Source organism: Bradyrhizobium sp. AUGA SZCCT0105, from assembly GCF_018129565.1.
In the GTDB taxonomy this organism is placed as follows: domain Bacteria; phylum Pseudomonadota; class Alphaproteobacteria; order Rhizobiales; family Xanthobacteraceae; genus Bradyrhizobium.
Window position 1 is genome coordinate 96,141 of sequence record NZ_JAFCMK010000014.1, and the last position, 26,349, is coordinate 122,489.

At 63.6% G+C, this 26,349-nt stretch carries 27 protein-coding genes and 1 pseudogene; 14 read left to right on the plus strand and 14 right to left on the minus strand.

All coding sequences use genetic code 11. From position 1 onward, the window contains the following. Nucleotides 1–129: 129 nt before the first annotated feature. Nucleotides 130–954 (plus strand): type I methionyl aminopeptidase, encoded by an 825-nt coding sequence (map, locus tag JQ573_RS36770; RefSeq protein WP_092122802.1) that lies wholly within the window; start codon nt 130–132, stop codon nt 952–954. Between the two features lie 18 nt (nt 955–972). On the opposite strand, the gene JQ573_RS36775 is transcribed toward map, so the two are convergent. Beyond that, entirely contained in the window at nt 973–1,692 is a 720-nt protein-coding gene (locus tag JQ573_RS36775; RefSeq protein WP_212316997.1) for a DNA-3-methyladenine glycosylase I, read from the minus strand. A gap of 124 nt (nt 1,693–1,816) precedes the next feature. On the opposite strand from JQ573_RS36775, the gene JQ573_RS36780 reads away from it, so the two are divergent. From JQ573_RS36780 to JQ573_RS36790, 3 genes are all read left to right on the plus strand, one after another. Next, nucleotides 1,817–2,428, plus strand: coding sequence for a RadC family protein (locus tag JQ573_RS36780; RefSeq protein WP_212316995.1), 612 nt, complete (start codon nt 1,817–1,819; stop codon nt 2,426–2,428). 131 nt (nt 2,429–2,559) lie between these two features. Next, entirely contained in the window at nt 2,560–3,813 is a 1,254-nt protein-coding gene (locus JQ573_RS36785; protein ID WP_116968893.1) for a site-specific integrase, read from the plus strand. Nucleotides 3,814–3,944: 131 nt separating this feature from the next. Beyond that, nucleotides 3,945–4,232: a thermonuclease family protein gene (locus JQ573_RS36790; protein ID WP_232824134.1), complete on the plus strand. Its 288-nt coding sequence runs from the start codon at nt 3,945–3,947 to the stop codon at nt 4,230–4,232. Nucleotides 4,233–4,382: 150 nt separating this feature from the next. On the opposite strand, the gene JQ573_RS36795 is transcribed toward JQ573_RS36790, so the two are convergent. The 4 genes from JQ573_RS36795 to JQ573_RS36810 form a co-directional block, all read right to left on the minus strand. Then, nucleotides 4,383–6,320 (minus strand): DUF3732 domain-containing protein, encoded by a 1,938-nt coding sequence (locus JQ573_RS36795; RefSeq protein ID WP_162006109.1) that lies wholly within the window; start codon nt 6,318–6,320, stop codon nt 4,383–4,385. Continuing rightward, entirely contained in the window at nt 6,317–6,817 is a 501-nt protein-coding gene (locus JQ573_RS36800) for a three component ABC system middle component (RefSeq protein ID WP_137901409.1), read from the minus strand. The genes JQ573_RS36795 and JQ573_RS36800 overlap by 4 nt, the downstream gene beginning before the upstream one ends. Before the next feature lie 3 nt (nt 6,818–6,820). After that, nucleotides 6,821–8,017 (minus strand): ABC-three component system protein, encoded by a 1,197-nt coding sequence (locus tag JQ573_RS36805; RefSeq protein ID WP_137901410.1) that lies wholly within the window; start codon nt 8,015–8,017, stop codon nt 6,821–6,823. A 113-nt stretch (nt 8,018–8,130) separates the two neighbouring features. Next, a complete protein-coding gene (locus JQ573_RS36810) occupies nt 8,131–8,736 on the minus strand; it encodes a hypothetical protein (RefSeq protein WP_198669277.1) in 606 nt (201 codons plus the stop codon). 125 nt (nt 8,737–8,861) lie between these two features. Between JQ573_RS36810 and JQ573_RS36815 the strand changes: the two genes are divergently transcribed. Genes JQ573_RS36815 through JQ573_RS36825 form a run of 3 tightly spaced genes read left to right on the plus strand, consistent with a single transcriptional unit; the run spans nt 8,862 to nt 13,944 of the window. After that, nucleotides 8,862–10,040, plus strand: coding sequence for a Fic family protein (locus JQ573_RS36815; protein WP_116968897.1), 1,179 nt, complete (start codon nt 8,862–8,864; stop codon nt 10,038–10,040). Nucleotides 10,041–10,054: 14 nt separating this feature from the next. Beyond that, on the plus strand, nt 10,055–12,037 hold the full coding sequence (locus JQ573_RS36820) for an ATP-dependent endonuclease (RefSeq protein ID WP_116968898.1): 1,983 nt from the start codon (nt 10,055–10,057) through the stop codon (nt 12,035–12,037). A gap of 2 nt (nt 12,038–12,039) precedes the next feature. Then, entirely contained in the window at nt 12,040–13,944 is a 1,905-nt protein-coding gene (locus JQ573_RS36825) for a UvrD-helicase domain-containing protein (protein ID WP_116968899.1), read from the plus strand. 119 nt (nt 13,945–14,063) lie between these two features. On the opposite strand, the gene JQ573_RS36830 is transcribed toward JQ573_RS36825, so the two are convergent. The 5 genes and pseudogenes from JQ573_RS36830 to JQ573_RS36850 all read right to left on the minus strand — a co-directional run bounded on the left by JQ573_RS36830 (nt 14,064) and on the right by JQ573_RS36850 (nt 16,352). Further along, a complete protein-coding gene (locus JQ573_RS36830; protein WP_198669278.1) occupies nt 14,064–14,618 on the minus strand; it encodes a putative glycolipid-binding domain-containing protein in 555 nt (184 codons plus the stop codon). 186 nt (nt 14,619–14,804) lie between these two features. Then, nucleotides 14,805–15,002: pseudogene (locus tag JQ573_RS36835) on the minus strand (PAS domain S-box protein); the annotation flags it as partial. 294 nt (nt 15,003–15,296) lie between these two features. After that, the gene (locus JQ573_RS36840; protein ID WP_058771712.1) at nt 15,297–15,506 is read right to left on the minus strand and encodes a hypothetical protein; all 210 of its coding nucleotides are present in this window, start codon (nt 15,504–15,506) and stop codon (nt 15,297–15,299) included. 28 nt (nt 15,507–15,534) lie between these two features. Beyond that, nucleotides 15,535–15,903, minus strand: a complete 369-nt coding sequence (locus JQ573_RS36845; protein ID WP_244625931.1) for a response regulator — start codon at nt 15,901–15,903, stop codon at nt 15,535–15,537. A gap of 32 nt (nt 15,904–15,935) precedes the next feature. After that, nucleotides 15,936–16,352 carry a response regulator gene (locus JQ573_RS36850; protein ID WP_058639974.1) on the minus strand — a complete coding sequence of 139 codons (417 nt, stop codon included), beginning with the start codon at nt 16,350–16,352 and terminating at the stop codon, nt 15,936–15,938. Nucleotides 16,353–16,501: 149 nt separating this feature from the next. On the opposite strand from JQ573_RS36850, the gene JQ573_RS36855 reads away from it, so the two are divergent. The 7 genes from JQ573_RS36855 to JQ573_RS36885 all read left to right on the plus strand — a co-directional run bounded on the left by JQ573_RS36855 (nt 16,502) and on the right by JQ573_RS36885 (nt 24,066). Then, entirely contained in the window at nt 16,502–16,930 is a 429-nt protein-coding gene (locus JQ573_RS36855; protein ID WP_137901411.1) for a hypothetical protein, read from the plus strand. Between the two features lie 182 nt (nt 16,931–17,112). After that, nucleotides 17,113–17,517, plus strand: a complete 405-nt coding sequence (locus JQ573_RS36860) for a YkvA family protein (RefSeq protein ID WP_244625930.1) — start codon at nt 17,113–17,115, stop codon at nt 17,515–17,517. A 126-nt stretch (nt 17,518–17,643) separates the two neighbouring features. Then, complete coding sequence (locus JQ573_RS36865; protein ID WP_137901412.1) at nt 17,644–18,840, plus strand: DUF932 domain-containing protein; 1,197 nt, start codon at nt 17,644–17,646, stop codon at nt 18,838–18,840. 175 nt (nt 18,841–19,015) lie between these two features. Next, nucleotides 19,016–21,187, plus strand: a complete 2,172-nt coding sequence (locus JQ573_RS36870; protein WP_137901413.1) for a ParB/RepB/Spo0J family partition protein — start codon at nt 19,016–19,018, stop codon at nt 21,185–21,187. Between the two features lie 72 nt (nt 21,188–21,259). After that, the gene (locus JQ573_RS36875; protein WP_137901414.1) at nt 21,260–22,318 is read left to right on the plus strand and encodes a toprim domain-containing protein; all 1,059 of its coding nucleotides are present in this window, start codon (nt 21,260–21,262) and stop codon (nt 22,316–22,318) included. Nucleotides 22,319–22,633: 315 nt separating this feature from the next. Beyond that, nucleotides 22,634–23,563, plus strand: a complete 930-nt coding sequence (locus JQ573_RS36880; RefSeq protein ID WP_137901415.1) for a DUF2493 domain-containing protein — start codon at nt 22,634–22,636, stop codon at nt 23,561–23,563. Between the two features lie 44 nt (nt 23,564–23,607). Further along, nucleotides 23,608–24,066 (plus strand): hypothetical protein, encoded by a 459-nt coding sequence (locus JQ573_RS36885; protein WP_137901416.1) that lies wholly within the window; start codon nt 23,608–23,610, stop codon nt 24,064–24,066. A 244-nt stretch (nt 24,067–24,310) separates the two neighbouring features. Here the strand turns inward: JQ573_RS36885 and JQ573_RS36890 are convergent, their stop codons facing one another. The 4 genes from JQ573_RS36890 to JQ573_RS36905 form a co-directional block, all read right to left on the minus strand. After that, nucleotides 24,311–24,661, minus strand: coding sequence for a GFA family protein (locus JQ573_RS36890; RefSeq protein WP_137901417.1), 351 nt, complete (start codon nt 24,659–24,661; stop codon nt 24,311–24,313). Between the two features lie 204 nt (nt 24,662–24,865). Further along, nucleotides 24,866–25,438 (minus strand): dihydrofolate reductase family protein, encoded by a 573-nt coding sequence (locus tag JQ573_RS36895; protein ID WP_137901418.1) that lies wholly within the window; start codon nt 25,436–25,438, stop codon nt 24,866–24,868. Next, entirely contained in the window at nt 25,438–25,953 is a 516-nt protein-coding gene (locus JQ573_RS36900) for an SRPBCC domain-containing protein (RefSeq protein ID WP_137901419.1), read from the minus strand. The genes JQ573_RS36895 and JQ573_RS36900 overlap by 1 nt, the downstream gene beginning before the upstream one ends. Further along, a complete protein-coding gene (locus JQ573_RS36905; RefSeq protein WP_137901420.1) occupies nt 25,953–26,291 on the minus strand; it encodes a helix-turn-helix transcriptional regulator in 339 nt (112 codons plus the stop codon). The genes JQ573_RS36900 and JQ573_RS36905 overlap by 1 nt, the downstream gene beginning before the upstream one ends. Nucleotides 26,292–26,349 lie beyond the last annotated feature (58 nt).

Sequence of the window (26,349 nt, forward strand, 5' to 3'; positions counted from 1 at the left end):
TCCGGATTTGGCCCGGAAAATCAAGCCGTTTAAGCATTGTCCCCATGCCCAACCTTGGCTTGCGCCGGGCGCGCCGATCATTAAATTAGGGCCTGAAATCAGCCCCTTGCCCGCAGAAGCGCCCCGCCCATGAGCTATATCGACGCCACCGACACCTCGCTTCGCAAGACCGGCCAGATCAAGCTGCACGGACCGAGCGGCTTTGCCGGCATGCGCAAGGCCGGCGCCCTGGTGTCGAAATGCCTCGACGCGCTCACCGACATCGTCAAGCCGGGCGTCCCGACCTCGGTCATCGACGACTTCGTCCGCAAGTTCGCCTTCGACCACGGCGCCTATCCGGCGACGCTGATGTATCGCGGCTATCGCTACTCGACCTGCACCTCGATCAATCACGTGGTCTGCCACGGCATGCCGGGCGACCGCCCGCTGAAGGAAGGCGACATCGTCAATGTCGACGTCACCTTCATCGTCGACGGCTGGTACGGCGATTCCAGCCGCATGTATGCGATCGGCGCCATCGCGCGGAAGGCCGAGCGGCTGATCGAGGTGACCTATGAGGCGATGATGCGCGGCATCGCCGCCGTCAAGCCCGGCGCCACCACCGGCGATATCGGCCACGCCATCCAGAGCTTCGTCGAACCGCAAGGCATGAGCGTGGTGCGCGACTTCTGTGGCCACGGCCTCGGCCGCCTGTTCCACGACGAGCCGAACATCATCCATATCGGCCGCCCCGGCGAAGGCGCGCCGCTGAAGCCCGGCATGTTCTTCACCATCGAGCCGATGATCAATCTCGGCAAGCCGCATGTGAAGATCCTGTCCGACGGCTGGACCGCGGTGACCCGCGACCGCTCGCTGTCGGCACAGTTCGAGCACTCGGTCGGCGTCACCGCCGACGGCGTCGAGATCTTCACGCTGTCGGAGCGCCATGGCGAGAAGCCGTGGGTTCAGGTGTAAGCGCATTCCTCGACGAGTTCAGTAGTCGCTCCGCGTCCGCTCGACGATCTCCTCGGGCGTGTGATTCTCGCCGATCGACATTGCGCAGATCCGCGACAGGTGCAGATAGGAAAGCCCGGTTTCTTCCGCCCAGGCGTTGAACTGCGCCTGCACCTTGGCGAGATCGCGCTTCGACTTGACCTCCTCGGCAATATCGAGCCCGGCATCGCGCAGGCAGGCGACGACGTCGCGCGAGGTGACGAAACCGTCCCAGCCGAGGAAGCGCAGCAGCATCTGCCCGGTGTTGCCGCCGAGCCGGCTGCCGCGCTTGGTCAGCAGATCGAGCAGCCCGACCTCGTCCGATGACGGCCAGGCTGCGAGGAATTTGCCGAAGCTGCCGTGCTCGCGCGCGATCTCCTGCACGAAGCGGCCGTTGTCGCGCACCGACATGATCTTGGCGCCGTTGCGCACGATCCTGGTATCGCAGGTCAGCTTCTCCCAATATTCGTCGGGCTTGAAGGCGAGCTTGGCGGGCTGGAAGCCGAGGAAGGCGTCCTCGAAGCCCGGCCATTTGGCGTCGATCACGCTCCAGGCGAAGCCCGCGCAGAACACGCGCCTGGTCATCTCGGCCAGCACGCGGTCGTCGCCGAGCTTTGCCAGCGCCTTGGCGCCCGCCGGCGGCCGCAGCAGTTTCTCGAGCGCCTTCGGCCCGCCCTTGCGCTTCTCCGCGCGCGAGCGGATCACCTTGAATGATGTCACGCCGCCCTCCCCCTTTTTGATCCTGAACGTCGCAGGTAACGGTAATTCGCCCGTCGCATCGTGGCAAACCGGGAAGTTGCTTCAGCCCTTGCAAAACGCGGCAGGCACGGCATGGTTGTGGCCGATGCCCGCCAAACCCGACGCCAGCAACGACGACACCAGTGAGACGCCGCATTATCACGGCCATCGCGAACGGCTGCGCGAGCGCTTCTACGCCGCCGGGCCGGACGCGCTGACCGACTATGAGCTGCTGGAGATGGCGCTGTTCGCCGCCATCCCGCGCCGCGACACCAAGCCGCTCGCCAAGGCGCTGTTGAAGAAGTTCGGCTCGTTCGCCGAGGTCGTGCATGCGCCGGTGGCGCGGCTGCGCGAGGTCGAGGGCGTCAAGGATGCCTCGATCAACCAGCTCAAGCTGCTCGCCGCGGCTGCGGGCCGGATCGCCAAGGGCGAGATCAAGCGCAGCATCGCGCTGTCGTCGTGGAACGACGTCATCGACTATTGCCGCACCGGCATGGCGTTCGCCGACAAGGAGCAGTTCCGCCTGCTGTTCCTCGACAAGCGCAACCAGCTGATTGCCGACGAGGTGCAGCAGACCGGCACCGTCGATCACACCCCGGTCTATCCCCGCGAGGTGATCAAGCGCGCGCTGGAGCTATCCGCGACCGCGCTGATCCTGGTCCACAACCATCCTACTAGACCCACATCGATCACGCTCGATCACGCCCAAGCACATTGAAACACCACGATTTTTGGGCTTGAAAAGCTTCCGGTGACTGGGGCAAACTGAGGGCGGTAATTGGGGGATCGGAGCACATTCCGACCCCAATAACCGACTGACTACCGCCCTCAGTTTTCGGGAGACGTAGCATGGGCAGCCTCACCGATGGCGCGATCCGGCGCAGCATCAAGGACGTCGAACTGACCGGAAAGCAGAAGTCCCTGGCCGACGGCGAGGGACGCGGCGTGGGCCGCCTGGTCCTCGTCGTGCGGCCGATGCCTAAGCGGGTGCTGGCGGAATGGATGGCCCAGCAATGGCGCGACGGTAAGCGGATCAAGGCGAAACTCGGCGACTATCCATCGATGTCGCTCGCCGCAGCCCGAGAGGTTTTCAAGCGCGACTTCGCGGACGCGATCCAGAAGGGTCGGAGCATCAAGATCGTCACCGATGCTCGGCCCGGAACCGTCGCCGACCTTTTCGAAGCCTACGTCGCCTCGCTCAAAGAAGCAGGTAAGCCGTCCTGGAAGGAAACGGAGAAAGGACTGAACAAGGTAGCCGACACTCTTGGGCGCAACCGCCTTGCCCGGGAGATCGAGCCGGACGAGGTGACGGAGGTGCTCCGCCCGATCTTTGAGCGTGGGGCCCCTGCCATGGCGGACCACGTCCGCTGCTACATCCGCGCAGCTTACAGCTGGGGAATGAAATCGGAGCACGACTATCGAAACACGTCGCCGCGCCGATTTCGACTGGTCTACAATCCGGCGGCAGGTATCCCGACTGAGCCTAAGGTCGTCGGGTCCCGGTGGCTGGACGAAGATGAGTTTGTCCAGCTCTGGCGATGGCTCGAATGCCCCGACGTGCCGGTGCACCCGCCCTATCTGCGGGCCGTTCAGATCCTGATGCTCACGGGCCAGCGGGTCGAGGAAATCGCGCGCCTTCACAAGGATCAGTGGGATTCCCGCGAACGAATTCTCGACTGGTCAAAAACCAAGAACAGCAAGCCTCATGCGGTCCCTGTTCCGTCCTTGGCGGCGGAGCTTCTCGATTCCATTAAGCCGAACGAACATGGGTGGTTCTTCCCCTCGGCGAAGGATCCATCGAAGCCCGTCAGCCATGGGACGCTCTATGCCTTTATGTGGCGCCAGCGCGACCGCGGCGTCATCCCGGTCGTGACCAATCGCGACTTGCGGCGAACGTGGAAGACGCTGTCAGGCAAGGCTGGCGTGCCGAAGGAAATCCGCGATCGCATTCAGAACCATGCGCTGCAGGACGTTAGCTCCAAGAGCTACGACCGCTGGAACTACATGCCAGAGAAGCGAGCTGGCATGGCGCGCTGGGACAAGTTCGCCCGCACCATGCTGGCCAAGAAGCCCGTCCGCCGGCCAGCGAAGCAGGCGGCGTGATCTCGCGCGTACTTATGATCGTGGCGTGCGTCTTGGCCGCTGGGGCGGCTGCGACCCCGGCAGCTGCGGATCCGTGCACAGCACCGGTCCCCACTCGCGCCGGTCACTCCTTTTCGGGCCAGGTCCGTTACGTGGGTGACGGCGACGGCCTGTGCGTCGGCGATTCCCCAGATCCGACGACTTGGATCGAGGTCCGCCTGGCGGATTTCGATGCGCCCGAGCTTCACGCCCCAATCGGAGCGCGTGCCAAGGCAGCACTGGAAGATGTCGCTCTCGGCCGCGGGGCCTTCTGCACCGCGGTGCGTGGCCGCAATGGCCGCGTGCAGGTCTATGACCGCGTCATCGCCGTCTGCCAGATCAGCGGACGATCGATCGGAACATTGTTGCGGCAGATCGGCGCGCCTCAGGGCGGCCGCTAGCCCGAGAACCTGTAGCTCCCTAGGCTCACCCGCTGTCGCTCGAGCGTCCAAGCTCCTGTGGACCCGCTTCGCACAGACGATGAGATACTGCCTCGGTGCCGAAGCAACATGCCGGCCATCGCCGACCCCGCGCGGGCTGATCCCGCAAACTCACTGTAACCAGCTCGCGGGAATGAGCTTCTCGCCCTTCCTCCATCGCTCGATCACCGCCGTTGCGAACCACTCCGGCTTTAGGTCTGCGTGATCCATGATGATGATCTGCAGCTCCGGCGCGAGTTCGGCCGCTGCATCGGCCGCCAGCTTGAAGAGCTGCAGCACGGCGGTCTGGTCCTCGTCGGAAAGCCCGTCGATTGAACCTTCCGCATCGCGGTCCGGTGGATAGTGAGCTTGAGATGGCTGGTCGAAAATGATGAACCCCGGCACGGGACGCTTCTTTTGACGAAACCATTTATGGAGAGCCAGGTGTGCCAGGACGTGGTAGCCGACCCAATTCTCGCCGCTTCCCATCCGGAACAAAGGGACCGGACCGTCAAGAGTATCAGCGACGACCGTCAGGGCCCTGATGTCGAGCCTTAGCTGGCTACCTCGGTGCTCCAGTTCCAGATCGTCAGAATACTGGGTCATGTAGCGGCCGATAATGTTCAAGAAGGCATCAAGCTTTTCCTTCATCGCTTCGGCGTCGAGCTCCCGCTCCAGCGCCGCAACCCGAATCCGGCTTGCCGCGATGGCCGATTTCAGCCCTGAGCTGGTGTCGGCGGTGCTGGCGGTCTCGACATACTGAGTGATCTTTCCGGTTGTTCGCGCCTGTAGAATGAAGCTGTCCTGTTGAACGCGGAGGATCTCGTTCTCCCTCATTCGCGCCGCAATCTGCTGCTGGTTTTCCCGCAGACGCTGCTCGATGTCGGCCTCTTCGCGATTGAGCGACGCCAATCTGAGCTGAAGCCGCGGGTTCTCAGCCTCAACCGCCTCGAGTTGATCGCTGAGCTCCTGAAGCGAGCGCTGCATCTGCACCACGGTCGGCGCCGGCACGGGAAGCTGGCTTTCGCACAGCGGGCAATGAGCGGAATCGTGATCGCCATGTTTGATCAGGCCGACGGAGCTCAAGCGAGCTCGCTGCTCTTTTGCTTCACGTTCGTAGCCACTCGTCTCCGACGTAAACGTCCGGGTCGATCGAATCTCGGCGTTGACCCTCTCGAGTTCGGTTCGAAGACCCTGGCGTTCAGCGCGTAGGCCAGCCAGCACGTCCTCGCCGTCACCCACCATAAAATTGTCGCGCACGCCGGTGTCACGCACCACGCGCTGAAGAACCGCAAGGACCGCCTCGTAGGTGAGCGCGACAGTCCGCTCGTCGATAAGTCCCACCTGTTTGGCTTCGTCGACAAGGGCGCGCGCACGCGGGTACGTGCTGCTATCAAGGGCGTCCGCGTCGCGGAGCTGGCGTTCTAGCTGACGTAGTTCGCGTTTGGCCTGATCGAGCTGGGATTGCTTGAATAGGCGGTCTTCATCCACGGCCCCAAGGAAATAGGGCAACGTATCTTTGATGGCCTGACTGACGAAGTCCTCGCCTTGCCGGTGGAACAGGCGCTGTTTGCTGTCGATGTCGTTCTGGTCTTGGAAGGAGAGCAACAGCGCGTGCCGGAAGTTTGCCTCCAGCGGGTCGCGGGTTGGGGTCGGAGGTCGATGTTCGTTCTCGCTGATGCCGATCGCGGCGCCGAGGAACTTCTCTACTGCGCCCACCGTCGTGTTTTTGAACAGGGCGGACTCCGACGGTGTCTCGATGCTCGACCCTCGGTCCATGTAGATATCGCCGTTCGTTCGATCGCCGACATCGGGGTTGCGACGGGCGATGAAGATCTGTCCGTCGCCAATTTGAAACAGCAAAGCATACCAGCCGACATACTTGCGGATCACGCCATCCGCGACGTTGCATTCGCTGCGGCCCGTACAGTAATCGATGATGTCGATTATCGCTGACTTGCCGGTTTTTGAGCCGCCGGTCAGTATATTTAGCTCGCCGGGTCTGAACACGACCTCGCGAACTTCACCCCGGCGACTGTAGAGAATGAGCTTGGCAATTTGCAGACTCACGGTGTCACCCCCCACGCGGCGTAGATTGTTGCGGTTGTGCCCGCGGCGGCAAACCATCGTCCCAAGAAACCTGCCCGGTCGACGCACTCGCGGGCTTCTGCGGTGAACAGCGCGGTCCGCTTCTCGGTCGCGGTTTGACGCTTCGCCCCAACGCTCAGGTCGCCGCTGTCCGCCAGCGCCAAGATCTGGTGCTGAGCACCGAACACAACGGCTTCGCGGGTGATCGCGCTCAGGCGCGTCACCCTGTTCGCGAAGTCGACAAGTTGCTCACGGTTGTCCTGAATCCAAGGCAAAAGCGAGGTCACTGTCGAGCTCGGCAACGCTCGCCGCGTGCCCTGGTGCAGAACGATCGGGAGAATAAGGAAGGTGAGAGCAAACGGGAACGGCCGCCCCGCCTTCTTCGTATAGTCTTCAGTCGTCTTCGCCAGCAAAGTGGCGCAGAAAGCCGGATTGAACAGATAAGCTTCTTCGGTGACGCGGTTCGACCAGGGCTGCATGGATTAGCCCACCCCGTCATCGGAAGGGTCATCCTGGTCGCTCTGATATTCAGGATGCCACCCGACTGCGTATCGATTCGACAGTATGTGATAGCTGCCGTGGGTCAGGAACCGGTCCCGAACGCTTCTCAATGTAAACTGGGCCTCGTTCTCCACCCATTTGTAAAGCAGCTGCCCGGCGGCGACCTTCTCGGTGGGCGGGCAACCCGGGCCGAGTTCGTCGACCAAGGCGGCGTGGCGCGGCTCCCACGCTTCCACGAGCTGCCGCTCATAGTTCTCGAGTTCGCCACCTACGAGAAGCTCTTCGCGCGCCCAGCGCGATCGCTGCTCGGACGCTCGGTAATAGTCTCGAATCGCGAACTCCACGCGCCGCGGGCCGACCTCGATCCTTCGCAACTGTTTCACGAAAGGACGCTTGTCGAGTTCGGCGACGACCGTCGGTGACGGATAGGTGGACGCATAATCGACCGGCAGGGCGTCTCGCCTGAACTCCTCCCGAAGTTCATCGACCCGCTGGTCAATGGCGAGCACGGGGATGGCCGAAGGGCCTGCTCCGGAGAGGGCCTTGATCACCACGCCGAACCACCATCCTTCAAGGCGCTCTACCAGATGGTCGACCTGATCGCGCGGCGCGGCGTGAACGAGCTCGCGCGCGATCTCATCCCCGACGTCGACGATGTTGGGCGAGCCGTCGAGAACGAGGATCGCCTTCAGCATGCTTTGACGCAAATCTTCCGGCAGCGCCGAGTAGGCTTGATAGGCTGCAGCGTTCTCCTTGTTCTTGGATGAAGCAGCGGTCTTCAGGAGCAGCTGATCAGCGGCCGACTCATCCCGTTCGCGCATGCGCAAGAGCGCCGCCGCTGACCCATCTGGCGCGAACCCTGTCGTCAACAGGACGAACTTGATCCTGAAGGGCGCCTCGACGTCTTCCGTCACGCGCTTGGTCCAGATGAGCAACGTTTTCCACAGATCGACGCTGGCATCCGTCAGGTTGCCCAGCTTGCCCACATGGTGCTTGGTCTGGATAAGCTGTGTCGGCTCACCGTTGACCTCGAACCCCACATCGTCGAACTTCTCGATCGAAATCTCCAGTTGGGGCGACTTGGCGATAGCCTGAAGACCGGCGAGCAAGGCGTAGCGGCATTGAAAAAGGTAGCCAGTCGCCGAAGCGCTGGCTTCGTGCGTGCTGGCTGGCTTCATCCCTGGCTCTGGCCCCTACTCAAATGAAGATTCCTTCGGTTCGGTAATTACAGCGATCACCTTCAATGTAAGTGACCGCTCGTGCAATACAGAATGCCCAGTCCTGTCCCCCATCATTCATCTGGGGGAGTATGTCCGAGTTCCACCGCCTTCCGGCGCTGTCCCGCGCTCAGCGCGCTCCAGAAGCGATGAACCCGGCGTGTCGGCATCTGTCGCAGGTCCTCGATGTGCTGGGCGCGGCGAAGCTCGACCTGAAAGAAGGAGGGGTGGTGGTCGATCCGAAACGTCCGAAGCTTCCAGAACACCACGGCGGCATATTTGGGCGTGAGCTTCTTGTTGCGCCGGTAGTAGTCGAGCGCGCCCGACAGCACCGGGTTGACCTCCTTCGTGGCGAGCTGTTCCAGCGCACGGATGCAGGACTCCAGTTGCATCCGCTGGGTAAGTTTGGCCAGATGGCGCTTTGCCTCCTCGGGCGAAAGGCGCCGGCCATTCTCCATGACGGCGACGTCGAATTGAAGTATGCAATGTGAGCCGACCCAGAGCGCTGCCTCGGTATATGGGTTGGCGATCTCGAAGTGATATCTGAGGTCCTGCTGGCCGCACAGTTCGCATGTCTCGATCGGTGTCTCGTGGTCGACCGTGTTTTCGGTGAAGGACCACTCGGCGAAGGCGGCAGGCAGCGTGTCGGCCACCGAAAGGGGCAGAATGCTGTCGCGCACGCGCTGGCTGTAGCCTCCCACTTCTCATCAGGCCTCGTTATTTAAGCTGACTTACCTTAGCCCATTTCCTATTTAAGCCAAGTGGGCATTGCTTAAATAAGGGTGGGTTGCCATAATCGGCGCACATGGTTGATCCCGAACCCAATCAGCGGCTGGGCCGCTTTGTCGAAACCCCCGTCGCCGGCGAGACGGTGCGTGCCTTCGTGCCGCCGCCGCTCCCCCCGGCGCCGCCGATCGACGTGCTCACGCTGCTGGACCGTTTGAGCCTAGCTGAACGCGCGCTGGGCCGCCTCGACGGCATAACCATGCTTTTGCCGCGCCAGGAGCTCTTCCTCTACATGTATGTGAGGAAGGAGGCCGTCCTCTCGTCCCAGATCGAGGGAACCCAATCCACCCTTACCGACCTCCTGCGCTTCGAGACCGAGGCGCAGGCCGGGCAGCCGATCGACGACATCCGCGAAGTCTCGAACTACGTCGACGCAATGATGTATGGCCTGGAGCGGCTTGAGGACTTGCCGCTGTCGCTCCGCCTGATCCGCGAAATGCACGCACGGCTTCTGCAAAGCGGGCGGGGCGGCACCAAGAGCCCGGGCGAATTCCGGCGCTCGCAGAACTGGATCGGCGGCAGCCGACCAGGCAACGCGCTTTTCGTCCCGCCTCCAACGACGGAGTTGGATGGCTGCCTCGACGCCCTTGAACGCTTCATGCACGAGGACGAGTCTCGACTGCCGGCGCTGATCAAGGCGGGCCTCCTGCACGTCCAGTTCGAGACGATCCATCCCTTCCTGGACGGCAATGGCCGTATCGGGCGTCTGCTGGTGACGCTTTACCTTTGCGTTCACGGCGTGCTGCGAAAGCCGCTGCTCTACCTGAGCCTCTATCTGAAGACCCATCGCGCCGACTATTATAGGCTGCTTCAGGAGGTGCGCGAACACGGGGCTTGGGAGGCTTGGCTGGACTTCTTCCTGACCGGCGTTGCGGATACGGCAAACCAAGCCTTCGACGCCGCGACCCGGATCGTCGAACTGTTCAAGCACGACCGCGAACGCATCACCGGCGAGAGCGAACGCCCTGGCTCCGCGCTGCGCATCCACGATCTCCTTCAGCAGAACCCCTATCTCACCGCAAACCTGCTGGTCGAGCGAACGGGCCTGTCCGCGCCCACCGTCAACGCCGCGCTTGCCGATCTTGAACGCCTCGGCATCGTCGAGGAGGTGACCGGCCGGCGGCGCGGTCGCGTCTTCGGCTATCGCCGCTATCTCGCAATCCTCAGCGAGGGCACCGATCCCCTGCCCGCAGCCTAACCCGAGAGAAAATTGTGCGTCTAGAAAGCGTCACCCTGTCCGGCTTCCGCTGCTTCGGCCCCGACCCGATCACGGTGCCGATTGCCTCGGAGATCACCGCCGTCGTTGGTCCGAACGCGGCCGGCAAGACCGCGCTCCTCCACGCCTTGTCGAAGCTGTTCGGCGTCTCGCGCGCACAACGCACCGTGCAGCGGTCGGATTTTCATGTCGGAGCTGACGAGGACATCGATGACCGTGAGCCGAAGGACCTGTTCATTGACGTGTTGATCGGACTGCCCGAGCTGGCCGACGGCACCGCCACGCCCGAAACCATCGCACCGTCATTTCGGCACATGCAGCTCGAGCGTGCAGACAAAGCACCGGTCTGTCGCTTGCGGCTCGAAGCGCGTTGGGAGGACGACGGAACCGTCGAGGGCGAGGTGTCGCAGGAGCTGTTCTGGGTCGATACGCTCGACGACAATCCCCCGGACGACAAGCGCCACCCCGTCTCTGCGGCCGATCGCGGCCTCATCCAACTCTACTACACCCCGGCCAGTCGCGATGCCGCCGCTCAGATCCGCGCCACGACCGGAGCGCTCGCCGCGCGCCTGCTGCGCGCCATTGAATGGTCATCGGACACCGAGGACGCCGTAAAGGGCGCGAGCGAAGATCTGGCCACCGCGTTTGAGGGCGAGGCAGCAATCGCGGCGATCGCAAAGGCCCTACAGACACGCTGGTCGGACCTCCATGACGATGTCGTCGACACCAAGCCTCGGCTCAGCCTCGTTAGTCGTAGGTTTGAAGAAATCGTCAGCAAAATCGCGGTCATCTTCGACCAAGGCCCCGACGGCCAAGAACGCGGCCTGGACGCGCTGAGCGACGGCCAACAATCGCTCTTCTACTTCGCGCTGGCCGCGGCCGTTTTCGACCTTGAGCGCCAGGTCGTCGCGGGCAAGGTCGAAGGCTTTCTTGACGACCAGCTGCGTATCCCCGCACTCACGCTGTTCGCGCTGGAGGAGCCGGAAAACCACCTGTCGCCGTACTTCCTTGCCCGGATCATTCGTCAGGTCCGGTCGCTCACCGACGGCGGGGGCGCCCAGGCGATCGTCACCAGCCATTCCCCGGCGGTTCTGAGCCGGGTCAACCCGCGCGAGGTTCGCTACTGCCGCAGCGACCCGAAGACGCGCGTCTCGTCCGTCAAGAAGATCAAGATGCCGACGGGCATAGACGAGGCGGCCAAGTTCGTCCGTGGCGCCATGCTCGCCTACCCGGAACTCTACTTCGCACGCTTCGTCCTTCTCGTCGAAGGGGACTCGGAGCGGATCGTCCTCCCGCGTCTCGCCGAAGCGCTCGACCTCCTGATCGATCCTGCCTTCGTCGCGATCGTGCCGCTGGGCGGGCGCCATGTGCAGCATTTCTGGCGGTTGCTGACGCACCTTGGCATTCCACACGCGACTCTGCTCGATCTCGACCTCGGCCGTAGCGGCGGCGGCTTCGGCCGGGTGAAGACCGCGATCGAGAAACTTATCGAATTCGGCGTGCCGAAGGCTAACCTGCTCAAGATCGAAGGCGGCATGTTATCGGACGCCGATTTCGCCAAGATGCACACGTGGCAGGATGCCGATGACCGCAAGCTGCTCAAGGGATGGGTCGACTGCCTGAAGCCTCACGCCGTCTACTTCTCCGCGCCGCTCGACCTCGACCTGGCGATGATCGCGGCTTTTCCCGACGCCTATGAAGCAGTTATACCCAAGGGGGGCGGACCCAAGATGGCCGTCGATAAGGCAGCCGAAGTCGTCCTGGGCACAGCTGGACCAGGGCTCGCCCTCTACACCGGACCTTACAAGGACTACCCGGATCTGCTGCCCGCCTATCGCTACCACTTCATCACGAACAGCAAGCCGGCGACACATCTCGCGGCGCTCACCCACATCAAGACCAAGGCCTTGCGTGAGGACATGCCGCCGTTGCTTTCGGAACTTCTCAACCATATCGCCAAATGCCTGCGGCGAGACTGACCATGGCGGTGCTTGCGCGACGGGTTCGACCCGACGATTGGAAGCCGATCGGTGTCGACGCCCTCGAAGCGAACGCGATCAAGGTGGTCCGCTCCACCGACAACCGCTCGGTCATCGCCGGCCCCGGTGCGGGGAAGACCGAGCTCCTCGCACAGCGCGCCGCCTATCTTCTGCAGACCGGCATCGCGCCGCCGCCGCGGCGCATTCTCGCGATCAGCTTCAAGCGTGACGCCGCGACCAATCTCGCCGCCCGCGTCCGCCAGCGCTGCCATCGCAGCCACGCCGGCCGTCTCGATTCGATGACCTTCGACGCGTTCGCCAAAAGCCTGGTCGACCGGTTCGGCCAAGCGCTGCCCGAGCGATGGCGACCGCGACCCGACTATGAACTCATGTTCCCAAACGATACGGCCTTTCGGGGATTTCTGTTCCAGGATGTCGGTACGCCTCCGAAAGCCATAGGCAGCTACGCTGACCTCCAGGCGATCTCCATCAAGACATTCGAGCGCTCGCTGCTCGTAGGCTCACCGCTTCCCGTTCTGGGCTGGCCTGACCCGACAGTCGGCCAGTGGGCGGCGGATCGATTCTGGCAATCGTCGCTGCACGAGGGAAAGAAGACCTTTCTGTCGTTCCCGATGATCGGACGGCTCGCCGAACTGCTCCTGCGCGTCAATCCGATGGCGCGCGACGCCCTCCGTTTGACCTACTCGCACCTGTTCATGGACGAGTTCCAGGACACCACCCAGATCCAATACGATCTCGTGCGAACGATCTTCCTCGGAACCGATGCAGTGATCACTGCAGTGGGAGACAATAAGCAGCAGATCATGCGTTGGGCGATGGCGATGGACGATCCATTCTCCGCGTTCGACGCCGATTTCGGCGGCAAGCGCACGCCGCTCTACAACAACTATCGGTCGTCGCCCGAGCTCGTGCGCATCCAGCATGTCCTCGCGCAAGCGCTAGACGCTCGTGCGGTAGAGCCCGTTTCGAAGACGGCAACCACGATTGCAGGCGAAAGCTGCGCAATCTGGGACTTCTCGAGTCCCGAGATCGAAGCACAGCGGCTGGCCCGGTTCGTCGCCGGCGAAGTGAAGGCCCATGCGCTCGGCCCTCGCGACTTCGTCCTGCTCGTGCGCCAGAAGGCGGTCGACTATGCGGCCGTACTCGAGCCAGCCTTTCGAGCCGCGGGAATCCCGCTTCGCAACGAGGCCGGAACCGTCGGCGCCGTCATGTTGCAAGAGCTTCTCGCGGAAGAAGCATCAGAGCTGTTGGTCAAGGTTCTACGTCTTGCCATGACGAAACGCGCAGGTCGGCATTGGACCGAATGCCAGGAGGCGCTGGGGGCTTTGCGCGGGATTTCTCCCGAGGACGAAGCCGCCCAGGCAATATTCGCCCGCGAGCTCGACGCCCAAGCGACCCAGCTCAGCGCCGACCATCCCGAACCGCCAGCGTCCAAAGCCGATGCGCGGACCATCGTTGATGACGTCCTTTGCTTCGTCGGCCGTGAACGGCTGATCGCCGTTCATCCCGCCTATGCGCAGGGCGGGTGGTTTGAGAAGGTCGTTGAGGCCACCGCAGTGCATCTGCACGGGTCATCGGCCGACGCCGCAGATTGGACGGAGACCCTCGACACCTACGAAGGCCTGCATGCCATTCCGCTCATGACGATCCACAAGAGCAAGGGGCTCGAATACCATAGCGTCATCTTTGTCGGGCTTGATGACGGCGCCTGGTGGAGTTTTGCTGGCGACCAAATGGAGGCGACCGCCGGCTTCTTCGTCGCGTTCACGCGGGCCAAGCAGAGGGTGGTCTTCACCTACTGCGCCAAACGCGGGGCGCGCACCAAGATCGCCACCCTCTACGGCCTTCTCAGCAAGGCCGGCGTTCAGACCATCCAGATAGCCTGAAATCTCCGTCCAGCCCGAGGCACCGAGATTCAGGTTCAAGAATTGTGAGGCAGCTGCTTTCTGGCTCCAATTGCCCCGCCAAATCTACGCTGGGGCGCGGCGTCGCCGCCGCCGTTACGCTACTGTTCCGCCTTCCAGAGAGTAGGATAATGCCGAATGAAGCCATCCGGCGCGAGTTTGAGGAGGCCTTCGTAGCTGGCGCTCGGTGCCTCGTACCAGAAGGCAGATTCGCCACGTCGCGTGTATCGCTGGTCCAGTTCGGTCAACTCACCTGTCTCGGCATCGAGCCATGCAACAGAGATGTGAGCGGCGCAGCCTTGAGCGATCGGAACGCGACGAAGCTGTTGCAGGTTCGTCGCAGGCGTGAACCCGAGATCGAGATCAACGAGATGATCCAAGCCGTGCACGACCTCCCCGTTCAGCGTCCACTCAGTCCCCTGTCGAACGATGAGGTATTCGATAGGTCGGCGCCCAAGGAAACCCCGAACGTCTCCGCGCACCGTTTTCCAATCGGCGCCACATTCGACGCGATAGGCAATGCACGCCGGGCCTTCCTTACGGCGAAAGACGGCGGTTCCTTCGATACGCCAACCACTACCGCACTGCTCCAAACGGCACGCGTCGTGACCGAGCGTATCCAGCCGTCGCCAAAAGGCAGTTGCCACGATAGTCACGTTCGACCTCCGGATCGGATCATCATTGTGGTAAAGCGTAGATGTAGTGCTCATCTTCGCCAGCCGTGGCCCATCACCTCGACCTGATGCGAGCGGCACGGACAATTTCATGATTGGCGCGAGAGCCCGTCGCTACGCGGCTCAGGGGACGGCAGTCTCGAACTGAATGTCACCGCCCAAGCTTGGGCCAAGCGCCGCCTCGGGCACATCGGCGTGGCGATCCTCTTCGGTGTAAAACCGGGAAAAGTGCTTGCCCAGGATTTCGCCCGGCGAATAGCCCTTGATCCGCTCCGCGCCTGGATTCCAGCTCGACACGCGGCCCTCGCGGTCGAGCAAGTAAATCGCGTAGTCCACAACGCTTTGGACGAGCACCTCGTAAGCAATTTTTGGGGCCGAACTTGCTTTTCATCGCACTGAAAGCTTATCGCCCAGGGAGGGCAACCCGCAACGTTCGGACCAAAAGCAGACCGACCTTCTTCCTACGCCGATACCACTGCAGCCGCGACCCTGAAACCGCCCCGCGTCCCCCACCCGCTGGTCGTCCCAGAACCTCGCATTCGCGCGCGAGGTGCTTCAATTTCCCGGACCGGGCGCTCCTCCTCCCTCGCGAAATATTCTCGCGCGCGACCGCCAGGGGAGACGCACCCGTCAATCGCACCGCCGTACCGCAGAGTCAGTTCAACAACCATGTTCAGAGATATGGCGTTCCAGCGCGAGCCGGGCGCCCTCCGATTCAACCCGCGCCTCGTCGACACGCCGTTGCAGTCGGTCGTATTCCTCCTTTGCAGACGTCGCCAACTTGCCTTGAAAAACCGTCACAGCGCGTGAAAAACTGGCCGTTTTTGCTTCGTAATCAATGACCAGGCGCGCCTTTTCTTTGCAGTCCATCGTTTGCTCTTCGCGCTCTTCGCCGACCTCAGATGTCAGACTCCGGCTTTCCGTTTCGCGCTCTCGCCGCCACTTCGCTTTTGATGCGATTGAGCAGAAGCGAGTGATCGTAGGGCTTCGACAACAGCGGGCCGTCCTCGCAGAGGTCCTGCGCCTTGGCGGCCGCCTTCTGGACGGTGCCGGCGAGAATGATCTTTGCGTCGATACCGTTCGACCGCATCCAACGCGCAAGACCGAAGCCATCGATCTTGCCGGGGCTGCTCACGTCGGCCAGCACGATGCCGATGGCAGCGCTGCCCGTGGTCAGCACCTCAACCGCTTCATCGGTATTCAGGGCTTCAACCACCTTATAGCCGCAGTCGCGCAAATATTCAGCGAGCGGCTTCCGCACGAGCACGTCGTTCTCCACCAACAGGATATGGGGACTAGTCATACCGCTTCACTGTTCGACGTGAAACCGCCCCCCGCGTCGTCCAGAATGGCACGGATTTTCTGAGCCACGTCGCCAAGTACATAGGGCTTCGTCATCAGCGGCGTTCCGTCGATCTCGCCCGGCAGCAGATGCCCAGACGTCAGGATCACCGGGATATGCGGGTAGAGAAGCCGCACCTGCTGGGAAAGGCCTATGCCATCCAGCGACCCTGGCATGCGCACATCCGAGAAGACCAGCCCTACATCGTTATGTGACCGCAGGTATTCCAGAGCTTCGTCGGCTGTACCAGCCTCGATGACATGGAAGCCACAGTCTCTCAGGTAGTCGCATATGACATACCTTACCAAAATCTCGTCTTCAACGACGAGTATCGACGTGCGTTCTTCTTCCGAGTCGGATGCAGGCTCGATCATCTCACCCCCTTTCCGACACAATGCCCAAGCTGGTCCCAGGTTCCTGGAGCGGCACGAGCCGGGCGCCGTAGCGCGCCTCGGCGCACAAAAAGGACGGACTGGCCGACGGAGCGCGTGACCGGTAGGAGTGATCAGGGTGGGGCAGGCAGATGCAGGAAACTCTCGTGCAACACCTCCGCAGCATGGGCGGAAATTTCTGCGCATCGGCAGAACGATTCGACGGGACTGACGGGGGCCGCACCGACGAGCATGTGTTCCAAAATCTCCATTGGGGATTGGAACTGTTGCTGAAGGCCTACCTTCACCATCGCGGGTGGACGGATGCGCGCTGCATCGCAGATGTCCGACACGATCTCGGCAAGGCGCTCGCCGCGTGCGAGCGGGAGGGGCTCGAGGGTATCGACCCCGAGATTCGCGCCTTCCTGCAAGCCCTCAGCCCTTTTTCGCGTGTCCATCGTGTGGCCGAGTTCGTGGAGGCGGGCGCCGCCGGCTGGACTGCGGCGGACGCGATCACGGTGAGCACCCGCCTTCGGAAAGCACTCGCCAGCGGCTTTTGGGTGGAGGGCGGCGAGGGATGAAGCCTTTCCCCGGGCCAGCCCGTGCTCTCACCGAACCCCATCTGCGGGCGGCACCCCGGAGGCCGTGCTGAAACTCCGCGTCGGAGCGAGGCACGGCGACGCGCCCTGCAAGACACGACTTTGGCGCTGTCCAACCCTACTTTGGTTCACTGGACAAAAGGGAGCCGGGTCAGGAGAGAGATTTGTCTGATGAGAGCGAAGGTATACTAACCAGAGTCAAGCGCTGGGCGCGACGGATCAAGCGGGACGTCGAGGCGCTCTGGATTGCGGCGCGTGATCCTCGCGTTCCTTGGTATGCCAAGGCGGTCTGCGCCGCGATCGCAGCGTATGCGCTTTCACCGATCGACCTGATCCCCGACTTCATCCCCGTGCTCGGTTATCTGGACGAGATCGTCCTGTTGCCGCTGGCGATCCTCCTTGCTGTGCGCCTGGTCCCACCTCAACTCATGGCCGAGTTTCGCGCGAAGGCCGACTCGCGAGCGGACCGTCCTGTCAGCTGGGTGGCAGCCGCGTCCATCGTCATCCTCTGGATCGCGGCCGCGATCCTGCTGCTCTGGCTGTTTTGGTCGAGGCCTATGACAGGCTAGAGCGCCGCGTTTTCCGCGCATCCTGCCCCGCAAGGCGCCCATAAGAGGATGAGGGCAGCGGCTATCGCCGTGACGGGTTGAGGGTCGAGAGAGAGGCTCCCGGCCGGCTCGTCATGGAGATGAGTCATGACCGAAGTTGAAGTCCTGGATACCCGCCCCGATGCGCGTGGCGGCTACAAGGTCGATGTCAGTCGAGGTGAGCGAATCGGCCGCGTGTCGTCCGAGTGGTTCAACCGACCGGCCGACGAACGCTACCTATCACTGTCCGAGCTGATGGCGTCGGTGAAAGGGCGGGCCGCGCGCAGTCGCACCCGCACCGTCGAGAGCGCCGCCGTTCGCGTCGAAGCCAGCCGCGACAATGCCGAGCGGCTCGACCTGGTGCTGCCCGGCTCCGAGGCGCCGGTCGCCCCCACGCACTGGAGCTTCGGCCAACTCGCCGCGCTGGTCGGCGCGCCGGCCGCCTATCTGCGCCAACTTCCGGCGCCGCTGGCGGGCATCAACCTACAATACGGCCTCACCTCGCACCGCGCCGAGCAGGTCAAGACTCTCGAGACCGACGATGGACGCGTCGAACTGCGCGCCGTCACCGGCCCGGACTATGGCCGCATCTTCGACCACGAGCTGGTCGCCGCGGTGCAGCGCATCGCCGGCAACGGCACCGGCGACACCCGCTGGAAGGTGCCAGGCGTGCTCGATTGGTCGACCGGCTTCTACAATCCGCGAGTGGACATCACCCAGGACACGACGACGCTCTACGCCAGCGACCGAGACGTGTTCCTCTTCCTGGTCGACGACCTCAACCCGATCGAAGCCGGGCGCCTGCCCGACGGCTCGCCTGATCTCTATTTCCGGGGCTTCTACTGCTGGAACTCGGAGGTCGGCGCGAAGACGCTCGGGATGGCCAGCTTCTATCTCCGCGCCGTTTGCCAGAACCGCAATCTCTGGGGCGTCGAAGACTTCGAGGAGATCACGATCCGGCACTCCAAATATGCCGCTTCCCGTTTCGCTCACGAGGCGGCGCCGGCGCTGACGCGCTTCGCGAACTCTTCACCGGCGCCTTTCATCAATGGCATCAAGGCCGCCCGGGCGCAGATCGTCGCCCGCACGGACGAGGACCGGACCGACTTCCTGCGCAAGCGTGGATTCGGCAAGGCCGAAACCGCCAAGATCATCGAGGCGGTGCTCGTCGAGGAGGGCCGCGCGCCGACCAGCGTCTTCGACTTCGTCCAGGGCATCACCGCTGTCGCCCGCGACAAGCCGCACCAGGACGCGCGGCTGGATCTCGAAGCCCGGGCAAAGAAGCTCCTCGACCGCGCGGCCTGACTCCTGCCGAGCCGTGGAATCGGCTTTGCCGGTTCGCGGCTCTCCGGCTCTGCGCTTTTCCTGATCCACGTTTCTGCGGCGTCGCTCTCTTCAGAGGAAGAGGGCGGCGCTGCGCTTCGTGACGGGTAGGAGGCCGAGAGAGAGGCTCCCGGCCGCCCGTCGTGGAGTGAAGACCATGGCCCAAGCGGCATCGAAGAAGATTACCCTGTCGTCCTCGCGCGACATCCCCCTCAACAAGCTCGTGCTCTCCCAGTCGAACGTCCGGCGCGTCAAGGCCGGCGTCTCGATCGAGGAGCTCGCCGAGGACATCGCCCGGCGCGGCCTGCTGCAGGGCCTGTCGGTTCGCCCCATCGTCGGCGAGGACGGGACCGAGACTGGCATCTACGAGATTCCGGCCGGCGGTCGGCGGTTCCGGGCGCTGGAGCTTTTGGTCAAGCAGAAGCGCCTCGCCAAAACTGCCCCCGTGCCCTGCGTCGTGCGCGACGACGGCATCGCCGAGGAAGACAGCCTCGCCGAGAACGTCCAGCGCGCGCCGCTGCACCCGCTCGACCAGTTCCGGGCCTTCCAGGCGCTGCGCGAGAAGGGCCAGTCCGAGGAGGATATCGCGGCGGCGTTCTTCGTGCCGGTCGCGGTCGTCAAGCAGCGGTTGAAGCTCGCTTCGGTGTCGCCGCGCCTGCTCGACGTCTATGCCGAGGACGGCATGACGCTGGACCAGCTGATGGCCTTCACCGTCTCGGGCGATCATGAGCGCCAGGAGCAGGTGTTCGAACGACTGACGCAAGGCTACGACAAGCAGCCCTACGTGATCCGGCGCATGCTGACCGAGCACGCCGTCCGCGCCTCCGACAAGCGGGCGCAGTTCGTCGGGATCGACGCCTATGTCGAGGCCGGCGGCACGGTCCTGCGCGACCTGTTCCAGGCCGACGATGGCGGCTGGCTGCAGGATGTCAGCCTGCTCGACATGATGGTGACGGAGAAGCTCCGGGAAGCAGCGGCCGAGGTAGAGGCCGAGGGCTGGAAGTGGACCGAGGTCGCGACTTCGTTCCCCTACGGCCATGTGTTCGGCCTTCGTCAGCTGCGCGGCGAGGAGGTCCCCATTACCGAGCAGGAGGAAGCCGCGCGTGCCGCGCTCCAGGCCGAGCTCGATGGACTGGAGGCCGAATACGCCGAGGCGGACGAGCTGCCCGAAGAGGTGGACGCACGCCTGGGCGAGATCGAGACCGCGCTGGAGGCCCTCGATCAGCGGCCGGTCCGGTTCGACGTCGACGAGATCGGGCGCGCCGGCGCCTTCGTGAGCATCGACGCCGGCGGCGGTCTGCGGATCGAGCGCGGGTTCGTCCGGCCGGAGGACGAGCTGCCGATCGAGCCGGAGGCGGACAGCGCCACCGGCGAACTGACCGGCGATGGCGAGGAGACGCGGACCGTCGCAGCTCAGGTCGACGACGATGGCACGGCCGTTCAGGTCGGACCCGTCGAGGAGCCGGAGGAGGATGAGGGCCTGAAGCCCATTCCCGACCGGCTGATGGCGGAACTCACCGCGCATCGCACGATCGCGCTGCGCCACGCGCTCGGCGAGAACCCGGACGTGGCGTTCCTGGCGGCGCTGCACGCGCTCTGCATCCGCGTGTTCTACCGCTACGCGCTCGACACCTGCCTGGAGCTCGACCTGAAGAGCGCCGGCTTCGCCGCTCAGGCGCCCGGGCTCGCCGATACGCCGTCGGCCCGCGCGCTCGATGTGCGGCATCAGGCCTGGGCCAACACCCTCCCGAAGGAGCCGGAAGAGCTCTGGGACGCGCTCGACGGCTTCGATGCGGACAGCCGGCAGGCGCTGTTCGCGCACTGCGTCGCGCTGTCGGTCAACGCCGTGATCGAGCCCTACAATCGCCGGCCGCGGGCGATCCTTCATGCCGACCGGCTCGCGCAGGCGGTCGATCTCGACATGGCGGGCGCCGGCTGGACCCCGACCGTGGACGGTTTCCTCGGCCGGCTCACCAAGGCGCGCATCCTCGCCGCCGTGCGCGAGGCGAAGGGCGACCGGGCCGGTGACCGCATCGAGCATATGAAGAAGGGCGACATGGCGGAGGCCGCCGCGCAGATCCTCGCGGGCTCGGGCTGGCTGCCGGAGCCGCTGCGCACGCCTGGGCGGGCGATCGGCACCGTCGCTGCGGAGACGGCCGACGCCGGCGACGCGGCAATCACGGCGCCGGCCCCGGTCGAGACCGCCGACACCGATGTCGTCGAAGAGACGGCGGAGGACGGCGGCGAAACGGCTATGGGCGAGTTCGATCCCGTCGACGATGATGAGGAAGCCGAGGCCAACGTCCCCCACGCCGTCGCGGCCGAATAACGTTCGTCAACAAACCCGTCTCCACCTCAGGCCCGCCGGCGACGGCGGGCCTTCTTTTTCTGGGGTCGCCTTATGCCGAAAACCGCATCAGACCTCGCGCAGCGTCTCGGCCGTCAGGCGGAAGCGGTCTGCCGCCATTACCTTTCCGCCGGACGCCGCGAGGGCCGCTACTGGCTGGTCGGCGACGCACGCAACACGCCCGGCCGATCGATGTTCGTCCGGCTGAAAGGCTCCGAGTCCGGCAAGGGCGCGGCCGGCAAATGGACCGACGCGGCCACGGGCGAGCATGGCGACCTGCTCGACGTGATCCGCGAAAGCTGTGGCCTCATCGATTTCAAGGACGTCACCGATGAGGCGCGGCGCTTCCTCAGCCTGCCGCATCCTGAGCCTCACCCTGATCAGCGGTCCTCGCGCCAGGCAGCCGCTCCGACCGGATCGCCGGAGGCGGCACGGCGGCTGGTCGCCATGTCGCAGCCGATCTCGGGCACTCTCGCCGAAACGTATCTCCGCAAACGCGGCATTACGGCTTTGCACGCAAGCGGGTCGCTGCGCTTCCACCCTCGCTGCTACTATCGCCCCGACGAGCATTCTCCGACCCAGACGTGGCCGGCAATGATCGCGGTCGTCACCGACCTTAACGGCAGGATCACCGGGGCGCACCGCACCTATCTCGCGCCCCCTGGCATGGATTCGAGCGCAGACGGCAAGGCGACGATCGACACGCCGAGGCGGGCGATGGGCGACCTCCTCGGACACGCCGTACGGTTCGGCGTGGCGGGCCAGGTGATGGCGGCCGGCGAAGGCATTGAGACCATGCTTTCTTTGAGGCAAGTCCTGCCCGCCATGCCCGTGGCGGCGGCGCTCTCTGCCGCGCACCTTGCCGCCCTCCTCTTCCCGGACACGCTGCGCCGGCTCTACATCGCGCGCGACGACGATCCGGCAGGCGACGGCGCGATGGCGACCTTGACCGAACGCGCGCATGCGGTCGGCATCGAGGCGATCGTGCTGTCGCCGAGCCTTGAGGACTTCAACGAAGACTTGCGCATCCTGGGCCAGGATAGCCTTCGGGCAGCCTTGCGGGTGCAGATCGCGGCGCAGGACGTCGCGCGCTTTATGCAGTTGGCGGCATAGGCCGAGAAGGGATGTGGCAGGCAATCCGCTCTCCGCCTCGCTCAGATGCTTTCCCGTGTCGGGGAGGACCGCGCCCCGGCCTTCGAGAGGGCGATCGGCCGGCAACCGGGCCGGACCGGCAATGTCTGCAGCCGACTATTTTCCGGCGCGGCCCCGTTGGGCCGCTTTCCATCGCGAAACAAAATAGCCGGCCTCCGCCATCCTCCGCTGACGCTTCGGCCCTGCGCTTCGCTGCGGGTGCAGGTCCGGTCCGCTCGCCAGCTTTCGTCGCCATGAAGGCCGCGAGGGTCGCGGTCACGACCGACGGAGCATCCCATGAGCGAGCATCACGACCACGAACCGGACCACGCCGCATCTCCCACCGACCATGTCCTCAGCGAACTTCAGCTCTATGGCTACCGTCCCTTCGCGGACGACCCCGACCCGAGGGAACTGCCCGATGGCAACCAGGTGGCAGGCGCCATCGCGGACATCTTCGACGCCCTGATCTCGACGCTCGAAGACACCCGCCTCGAGCCGGACCTCGACGACCTCCTCTGGTCGACGGTCAACCTCTTCCACCGCGCCACCCAGCGGATCGAGCGCGAACTGGACGACAACGAGCAGGCGCAGCGCCGCTCGCAGCGCGAGCAGGACGGCAGCGAGGTGAAGTCGGTCGAGTTGGAACGCCTCATTGCCGAAGGGCAGACGCTGATCGAGCGGCGCGACGCCTTCGAACTGATGCGCGACGAGGCCGCCGAGCAGTTCGAGCGCCAAACTCGCTCATCGTGGAGACCCCGCAGCGGATCGATGGTCAACCACCGCCACCTGACCTCGGCGATGATCGACAGCCGTGACTTCCTCGCGGCGAAGAAGCGGGCCGAGACGCAGGTCATGCTGCCGGCTGGCCCGAAGATCGCCTTCACCGGCGGACTGGACTTCAACGATCACCGTCTGATCTGGGCCAAGCTCGATCAGGTCCACGCCAAGCACCCCGACATGGTGCTGTTGCACGGCGGTTCGCCCAAGGGCGCCGAACGCATCGCATCCCGTTGGGCGGACCATCGCAAGGTGCCGCAGGTGGCGTTCAAGCCCGACTGGACCAGGCACGCCAAGGCCGCGCCCTTCAAGCGTAACGATCAGATGCTGGACGTGCTGCCGATCGGGGTCATGCGTTTTCCCGGCACGGGCATCCAGGACAACCTCGCCGACAAGGCGAAGAAGCTCGGCATCCCGGTTTGGCACTTCGGAGCCGGGGCGAGTTAGCCCCGGACTTCCGCAAAACCATCTATTTTTGTTAGGATTTGCCAATGTCCGACGATCCTATCATGACCGAGATCCAAGCAGCCATCACGACCTTACAAGGTGGTGCACGAGCCGAAGCGCGCCAAGCGTTCGTGGATATCTGGGATAAAATTGAGCGCGATCCAAGACCCCTCCATGAGTGCACACTGGCGCATTTCATGGCCGATGCGCAGGACAACCTGCAGGATGAGCTGGCATGGGACCAGCGAGCGCTGGCTGCAGCGCTGCGCTGCACCGACGCCGAAGCCAAAGGACATCACGACAGCCTATCTATTGCGGCTTTCATGCCGTCGTTGCACCTCAACCTCGGCGACGATTATTTGCGCCTAGGAGACAGAGCGGCTTGCCAGCGCCATCTCGCGGCAGGAATGGCCGCCACCGCAGATCTGCCCGACACCCCGTATGCGAGCATGATTCGCGGCGGCCTGGATCGTCTGGCCGAGCGTCTCAATTCGGTGCCGTAGGACCGCTCCGTTTCAGGCCGCGCACTGTTGCATTCTCCTGCGGGCTCATGACAAGGGCGAAGTCCGGCCCGTATCCAGAACAACCATCGAACCACCCATCGCCGGCCACCATCTCCCGCTTTGCTGCGCTGATCCTTGGTCCGACCGATCGATTGACGCCATCAACCAATAATATGTGGAACGGCCCGCGTAGCAAGAGCTCTCAGCATTCGACTCATCCATGGGACGGTGCGATCAGGCATATCTAAAGATTAGCACCGTCCACGTCTTGAATTACCAGGGCATCGAGATCGATCGAAGGCACGCACCGTAGGTTAATGAACGCAATATCAGCACCATCTGGACCCTTGCCATAACCAAACGCCTCACAACCACATGTCGAACAGAACCGGTGAGCAATGGCATGTTTATTGAAGAAATAATCCGTAAGCACCTCTTCTCCCTGAAGGATCATTAGACTGCCTGATGGCACAAAGGATAGCAAAAACCCCTTCCTTCGACAGTGCGAACAGTTACACCTGACCGCATTCGCTGGAAGGTCTTCGTTAACTCGGAATGCTACCTTCCCACAGTGACAGCTGCCTTCGTAAGCCATGCAGCGCCTCCATACAGCTTGCTACGTAAAGCCAGTTAACAACACGAACGCCCCCTTGGGTGCCTGCCGCGACAACCCGGCCGGGGAGCCACGTAATGGCCACTCGTCAAAGGAGCTGGCACCTAAACCATTGGTCGCAAGACTCCGATTTGCCCCTGGCGTGCATCTGATTGGAAGCAAAGGGGCCTGCGAGCTGCGTCCAACCTACCTTCTAGGCTCATAGCGCAGAGCCACGGCGCCGGAGCTCAGCTCAATCCGATCGACGAGTTTCAAGTCTATGACCTTTGAGAGGCCGGCGAACAAGCTGGGGCCACGCCCCACAATAATGGGCTGGACCACGAACTCATACTCGTCGATCAGGCCCAGCTCCGCCAACGCCATTGGGAGCCTGACGCCACCGGTGAACACCGCCTTCCCGGGTTCTTGTTTAAGCGCCTGGACGGCCTCGGCCAAATCGCCACGGACCAGCTCCGCGTTCCAATCGACCTCGCCGAGCGTGCTGGAAACGACGTACTTCTTCATCGCATCAATGGTCCGTGCGAACGGGTCCGTCCACTCGGGCATTGTCAAGGTCCGCGTCTCCAGCCGCCACGCTTCCTCCATCATCTGGTAGGTGACGCGACCAAAGAGCAGCGCATCGGCGCGGCCCATGCTCGCTATGGCATGGTGATGTGTTGCACGCAGCGCCTCCTCCAGAAGCACCGCGTCCGTAGAGCCGGCGCTATGGTCGACACAACCGTCGATCGTCACGTTGATGGAGTAGAGAAGGGGTCGCACTATGGACGTTGCTCCTTTGTTGCTCTTGCTGAGATAGCCAGGTCGAATTTTTGCAGCTGGCTGGTCAATCCAAGGATTGCGCCGCTTGTCATCTCGGGGTCCGGATGACGATCCGCCGTAAGGACCATCCGGACACGCCCGGCTTCGACGCTCATCTCGACCAGCATGTCATACGGATACGTCTCGACGCCGGGGACGAAGTCCATGTCGAAGCGGATGCGCAGTCGCCGGTGGCGCACTATCTCCACGAGCCGACCGCTCACCCGCGCGGTCTGCCGCATGTCGAGGTTTGCCAGGTAGGCGACCTGCTCGGCACCCACCGCGGTCATCACATAATCAAAGGCGCCGCCGACCCGCAGCTGAAGGGCCGTCATCTCGACGCGCATTCCCTCGGGTGCGAACCACTCCTCCAGCCCTTCTTTCGTGGTCCAAAGCGCCCAGACGTCCTCGATCGATGCGTCATAGATCCGCTCGAACCTGATGGGACCCGCGGCCCGCTCGCTGCGGTGCGCCATCACTTCTCACCCTCGGATTGCCGCGCGCTCCCCCGTCGCGCCAGAGCTGCATCGAAACGATCGAGCCGGCCCTCCCAAAGCCTGCGATAGCTTCGAACCCAGTCGTCGATCGCATGGAACGGCTCAGGTCGGAGCGAGTAGAGGCGCCTTGCCCCATCGGGCCTCATGACGACGAATCCCGCTTCCCCGAGGATTCTCAGGTGCCGCGAAACGCCGGACTGATCGATGTCCACGGCACGAACGAGGTCGCCCACCGCCTGTTCCCCGGCTGCTAGCGCTTCGACGATACGAAGCCGCGTCGGGTCGGCCAATGTCTGGAAAACGCTTTGTTGCATCATGATGCATATGTATGTCGGTGCATATCGAGCGTCAAGCCGCCTGCCCACGGCCGGGACC